Source organism: Falsiroseomonas sp. RANM36 (assembly GCF_056682175.1).
In genome coordinates this window covers 987,236-992,639 of the sequence record NZ_JBWXTD010000003.1, presented here as the reverse complement: position 1 = coordinate 992,639, position 5,404 = coordinate 987,236, and the positions used below count along the sequence as shown (strand labels likewise).

Sequence of the window (5,404 nt, the reverse complement as noted above, 5' to 3'; positions counted from 1 at the left end):
CCACAAAACCACCGCTCCCCCCTACGCACCCGGGCGGCCGCGCGCTGGTCGCGGCCGCCCAGCATCTGCGCCGCGCCGAAATAGGCCGCCATGCCGGCACCGACCAGGCCGCCCAGCGCCAGCAGCCGCGCCCAGCCGGAGGCGAGCGGGAACAGCACCGCCTGCAGGCCCGCCAGCACCACCGCCATGGCAAGCGCCGCCAGCAGCAGCCGCGGCACGGTGCGGCGCAGTCGCCGGTCCAGCACCAGGCCGCGCCGGCGAACCAGCAGCCAGCCCAGCACCGCCACATTCACCCAGGCGGCGATCGAGGTCGCGAGCGCGATGCCGACATGCGCAAGGAAGGGCGTCAGCGCCAGGTTCAGCAGCAGGTTGAGCGCCACGATCCCGAAACCGACCTTCACCGGCGTCGCCGTGTCGCCTCGGGCGAAGAAGCCGGGCGTCAGCGCCTTCCCCCCCCCGCGGGCGGGGCGCCCGCCGGCATCGGCGCCGCGCGCCGCCGCCGGGGCGCCCGCGGCCGCCGCGCCGAAGGCGCCGCGCTCGAACAGGGCGGAGATGATCGGCCCCGCCGCCACCGCCATCGCGAAGGCCGCCGGCAGGGCGAAGGCGAGCGACAGCTCGATGGCCCGGTTCTGGCTGCGATGCGCCGACAGGGGCTGCCCGCTGCGCAGCTGGCGCGCCAGCAGCGGCAGCAGCGCCGTGCCGACCGCCGCGCCGATCACGCCGAGCGGCAGCTGCGCGATCCGGTCGGCATAGTAGAGAAAGCTCACCGCGCCGGCGGGCAGCAGGCTGGCGATCACGATGTCGATCGCCAGGTTGAGCTGCGTCACGCCGGCGCCCACCAGCCCCGGCACCATCCGCCGCAACACGCCGCGCACGGCGGGCGTCAGACGCGGGCGCGACAGCGGGTTGATCGCCATCCCCGCGGCCCGCACCGCCACCAGCAACAGCAGGAGCTGCGCGACGCCGGAGGCCAGCACGCCCCAGGCCAGTGCATGGCCGGGCGTGGCGACGAAGGGCGTCAGCCCGAGCAGCGCGGCCATCACGATCAGGTTGAACAGCACCGGCGCGGCGGCGGCGGCGGCGAAGCGGTCCATCCCGTTCAGCACGCCGGAGACCAGCGCGGCCAGGCAGATGAACAGCAGATAGGGGAAGGTGATGCGCGTCAGCTCGACCGCCAGCGGGAAGCGCACCGCCTCCCCCACGAAGCCGGGCGCCAGCACGAACAGCAGCTGCGGCATGAAGACGATGCCGAGGATCACGAGCGCGGAGAGCCAGATCGTCATCAGCCCGGCCAGGCTGTTCGCCAGCGCCTGCGCCTGGCGCGCGCCCTCCACCGCGTAGCTGCCGGCGAAGGCGGGCACGAAGGCGGCGTTGAAGGCGCCCTCGCCGAACAGGCGGCGGAACAGGTTGGGCAGCTTGAGCGCGACGAAGAAGGCATCCGCCACCGGCCCGGCGCCGAGCTTCGCCGCGATCAGCATGTCGCGCGCGAAGCCGAGGATGCGGCTCGCCATGGTCCAGCCGCCGACGGTCGCCACGCTGCGAAGCATCGCCGCGGGTTAGCAGTCCCGAGGAAGGGCCGGAAGGCCCGCTCGGGTTGTCCCGGGGCCTGCATGAGCCTAGGTGAATGGCAACGCGCCGCCCGCGGGCGGCCCCCCTCACCTTTCCCGACGACGATGATGAACGAAAAGAACGACACGCCGAACGACCCCGCGGCCGAGACCCCGCCGGCGGGCCCCGAGGCCAACACCACCGAGGCGCCGCTGATGACCGAGGCCGAGCGCCTGGCCGCGCTGGAGTCCGAGGTGCAGGAGCTGCGCGACAAGTGGCTGCGCGCCGAGGCCGAGATGCAGAACCTGCGCACCCGCGCCAAGCGCGAGGCGGAGGAGGCGCGGCTCTACGCCGTGCAGAAATTCGCCCGCGACGTGGTGGAGACCGCCGAGAACCTCCGCCGCGGGCTCGACAGCCTGCCCAAGGCCGAGGAAGGCGAGGCGGAGCTGCTGGCGAAGCTGCGCAACGGCTTCGAGGGCGTGGAGCGCGGCTTCGTCTCCATGCTGGAGCGCCACGGCATCCAGAAGAAGGATGCCCAGGGCCAGCCCTTCGACCCCGAGCTGCACCAGGCCATGGCCGAGCAGCCGGCGCCGGAGGGGGTGGAGCCCGGCACGGTCATCCAGGCCTGGACCCCGTCCTGGACGCTGAACGGCCGGCTGCTGAAGCCGGCGATGGTGGTGGTGGCGGGGAAGGGGTGACGCCCTTCGCGCGCCGGACCGTTAGGCGAAGGGCCTTGCTGCTGGTAGCCGCGGACATCGCGTAATCCTTCATCGCGGCGCAACGTGCGCGTGGCTCCTCCTTCAAGATTGCGCGCCGCTGGCCAGTTGCATCGGCTTAAGACTTCTACCGCTGCCCGGTGCCGGTTTCGGGCAGCCCAGCCCCCGATTATGAGCGGAACCATCGCGCGCCCTTGATCTACAACGCCGTGCGTTGCGCCGTGGGATTTCTAAGCTTATCGTTGATCGCCGCTCGGCGCATGATGGCGCCTGCAGCCCGCTACTCGGATTTGCGCGTAGCCCTGTCCATTCTCTTCAGCACCAGAGCCCAGTGTTTCGGGCGAAGCTGCCGCATCCGCTGGACCGCATGCGCGGTGTAGAAGCCGAAGGCTAAGAGCGCGACGACACCAACCACGATGAAGTAGGTAGCGAGCCACATCCTTTGGCCGGAGAAGGCAGCCGCTCCGAAACCAAGGGTCAGCAGCGCCCACCCCAAAACGATATTCGACTGTAGGCGCGCTATCTCAGCTCCTAAGCTGCGTTCCTCTTCGTCTAGCCGTAAAGCCTCGATATCTTCCTGCCGCATCTAGTCACGCTAGACTGTTTCAGGACGAATTGGCAATGACGTCCAGAATGCTGAGCAGACATGAGGTGTTCGACAAACAGGGAGCTACAGCAGCGAGGGCTTGATCCGCCGCCGGCGCATCCGGGTCCAGACGATGGCGGCGATCACCGGCACGAGGACCGCGACGATCATCTCGCCGCGCAGCCAGCCGCCGAATTCGAAGGGCTTGATGGCGTAGCCCAGCAGCGACAGCACGTAGTAGCTGATCGCCGCGACCGAGAGGCCCTCCACCGTTTCCTGCAGGCGAAGCTGGGCGCGGCCGGTGTCGGCCATCGCGGCGAGCAGGCGCTGGGTCTGTTCCTCCTGCGCCACGGCCACGCGGGCGCGCAGCAGCTCCACCGCGCGGGCGCAACGGGTGGAGAGGGTCTGGATGCGGTTGCGCGCCGCATCCACCGTGGCCATCGCCGGATCGAGCCGCCGTTCGAGGTATTCCGTCAGCGTCGGCACGCCGTGCAGCCGCTGTTCGCGCAGCACCTGCAGCCGCCGCCCCACCAGCGCATGATAGGCCCGCCCCGCCGAGAAGCGATCGGCCGTGATGGCGGCCTGCTGCTCGATCCCGGTGGCGAGGTCTGTCAGTTCCTCGAGCGCGGCGCGCTCCTCCTCGAGTTCTGTCAGGCCGGGCAGGCGCCCGGCGATCCCGGCCAGGCGTTCCGAGGCGCGCGCGAGTTCCGCGGTCGCCGCGCGGGCGGCGGGCAGCGCCAGCAGGGCCAGCATCCGGTAGGTCTCGATCTCCCACAGCGCCTGGGCCAGGCGGCCGGCGGTTGCGGGCGTCATGCCATGGTCCTGCAGCAGCAGCCGGGTGAAGCCGTCGGGCCCGAGGCGGAAATCGGTCCAGCAGGTGGCCGCCCCGGCGGAAAGATTGGCGCCGGCCAGGTTGTCGGGCACGAAACAGCCGGGAGGCGGCGGCTCGTCCTCCCCCTGGGTACGGACCACGGCGATATGGCTGGCCACAAGGGTCTGGCCGGGCAGGGCGGCGAGCCAGTCCGTCGGCACCGCCTCGATAGCCGTCTCGTCGAAGGGGTCGGGTGCCGCGGCATCCGGGCCGGGTCGGAAGAAGGTCCAGCCGTCGAATTCCGTATGGCGTTCGTAACGCAGCGAGAAGCGGCCGAAATCGGCGATCCAGAAATCGGCGCCGGGCGCCGGCGGCGTGACGCCGTAGCGCCGGCACAGCATCGCGAGATGCGCGATGGCCGCGCCCTTCTCGGCGCCGGGGTCGGCGACACAGGCCAGCCGGCTGATGGCGACGGGGGTGGACAGCGGCAGGGGCGGGCGGGCGTGAAGCTCCCCCGCCAGCAGGTCGCGGTCGGGGTGCAGGGGGAGGGTTTGGATCATGGGCCGGCGCGAACCTACGCGCTTCGCCTTCGGATCGGAACGAGGAAAGCGCGGCCTGCGGTCGGGGGCGTGCTGCCCCGCGGGGCGGCCCCTGCGCTGCCGGAATCCTTTACAGCTCTTGGGCCCCGCTGGGCGATTCGCCGGGCCGGGCTGTCGGCTTCGTTTACAGTGTGTGCAAGCGCCCGCGCGGGCCTCGGCGAGAGGCACGATACTTCCCGATTGAATCCAATTCCTTACTTTGCGCGCCGCCGGGATGGCACGCCCTTTGCAACGCAGGGTTGGCGTGCGCCACCGCAGTCCCGCGTGTGGCGACAAGAGGGAAAAAATGAAATGAAAAGGGTCCTCGCCGCCGCCGCGGCAATCGCGCTGACGGTGCCGGCCGCTCCGGCGCTGAGCGCCACGACGGTCACGCTGCAGAACTTTGTCGGCACATGGTCGAGCCCGGTGCTCGACAGCGCCGGCGTCGCCACGATCGGCGGCAGCGGCACCACCACGCCGACGATCCGCTGGGGCGTGCCGCTGACGCCGCAGGGTCAGAGCGGCTACGACTTCGTGGCTTCCGGTATCCCGGTCGGCGCCAGCGTGCCGCCGACGCCGTCCGATCCGTTCGAGCTGGGCACCTTCACCCACCTGAACAACACGATCAACCGGCCCTTCCTCACCAGCGTGGTGCTGACGCTGACGGCCGAGGTGCTGGTGGATGCGGTCAGCCAGGGCACCCGCAACTTCGTCTTCAACTTCACGCATACCGAGACGCCCAACGGCTCCAACCCCTGCCCCTTCGGCGGCGCCAACGGCCAGGGCGTGAACATCAACGGCTGCGCCGACCGCGTTCAGGTCAGCATCGCCGACAGCACCGAATCCTTCGAGGTGGACGGCCAGCAGCTCACGCTGAACATCCGCGGCTTCCAGGTCGACGGCAACTTCGTGACGCAGTTCCTCACGGTCGAGGGGCAGAACAACGACGCCATCCTGCTCGCCGACGTCACGCTGCGCCCGATCAACATCCCCGTGCCGACGCCGATGTCGCTGGCGCTGTTCGCGACCGGCCTCCTCGGGCTGGGTGCGGTAATGCGCAGCCGCAAGGCCTGACCGCCAAGCCAAGGGCCGAACAGGCCAGGGGGGGGCGGCGCCCGGCGGCGGGGGGTGGGTGGGGGGGGGGGGGGCGGGGGGGCGGCGGGGC

5 protein-coding genes are annotated in these 5,404 nt (G+C 71.0%); 2 read left to right on the top strand and 3 right to left on the bottom strand.

The annotated features are described in order from the left end of the window. On the bottom strand, positions 1–1,547 hold a 1,547-nt coding region (gene murJ / locus AC1MIR_RS09560), incomplete at its 3' end, for a murein biosynthesis integral membrane protein MurJ (RefSeq protein ID WP_480027937.1). Positions 1,548–1,676: 129 nt separating this feature from the next. On the opposite strand from murJ, the gene AC1MIR_RS09555 reads away from it, so the two are divergent. Further along, positions 1,677–2,246, top strand: coding sequence for a nucleotide exchange factor GrpE (locus AC1MIR_RS09555; protein ID WP_480027936.1), 570 nt, complete (start codon positions 1,677–1,679; stop codon positions 2,244–2,246). 298 nt (positions 2,247–2,544) lie between these two features. On the opposite strand, the gene AC1MIR_RS09550 is transcribed toward AC1MIR_RS09555, so the two are convergent. Further along, complete coding sequence (locus AC1MIR_RS09550; RefSeq protein WP_480027935.1) at positions 2,545–2,850, bottom strand: hypothetical protein; 306 nt, start codon at positions 2,848–2,850, stop codon at positions 2,545–2,547. Positions 2,851–2,934: 84 nt separating this feature from the next. Next, positions 2,935–4,221: a DUF3422 family protein gene (locus tag AC1MIR_RS09545; RefSeq protein ID WP_480027934.1), complete on the bottom strand. Its 1,287-nt coding sequence runs from the start codon at positions 4,219–4,221 to the stop codon at positions 2,935–2,937. Positions 4,222–4,551: 330 nt separating this feature from the next. On the opposite strand from AC1MIR_RS09545, the gene AC1MIR_RS09540 reads away from it, so the two are divergent. After that, complete coding sequence (locus AC1MIR_RS09540; protein ID WP_480027933.1) at positions 4,552–5,313, top strand: THxN family PEP-CTERM protein; 762 nt, start codon at positions 4,552–4,554, stop codon at positions 5,311–5,313. Positions 5,314–5,404: the final 91 nt, after the last annotated feature.